The following is a 542-nucleotide window of genomic DNA, read 5'->3' on the forward strand; positions in this document are numbered from 1 at the left end:
CCCCTGACGGTCGACGTGCTGGCCAATGACACCGACGTCGACGACGGCCATGCATTCACCTTGGTCAGCGCCAGTGCACCGGCAAACCAGGGCACGGCCAGCGTGGTCGGCAACCAGTTGCAGTTCACCCCGGGGACTGACTTCGATCATTTGGCGCAGGGCGCCACGGCCAGTGTCACACTCAGCTACACCATGACCGACGAGCATGGCGCGATCTCGACCAGCAGCGTAGACGTGACGATCACCGGCACCAACGACGCGCCGGTAGCGGTGGCCGATGTCGCCGCCGGTACGGAAAACCAGACCCTGACGATCGACGTGCTGGGCAACGACACCGACGTCGATGATGGTCACGCATTCACCTTGGTCAGCGCCAGTGCACCGGCAAACCAGGGCAGTGCCAGCGTGGTCGACAACCAGCTGCTGTTCACCCCAGGAAGCGATTTTGATCACCTGGCGCAGGGGGTGGTCGAGCACGTGACGCTCACTTACCAGATGCAGGATGAACACGGCGCGCTCTCGAGTTCCACGGTGGATGTGAT

1 protein-coding gene is annotated in these 542 nt (G+C 63.1%); it reads left to right on the forward strand.

Going from position 1 to position 542, the window contains the following annotated elements; translation table 11 throughout:
* Positions 1–542: Ig-like domain-containing protein (locus tag AC1RJ3_RS29650; protein ID WP_493081997.1), on the forward strand; the 542-nt coding region annotated here is incomplete at both ends.

This window comes from Pseudomonas sp. GW822-FHT04C11 (assembly GCF_058800905.1).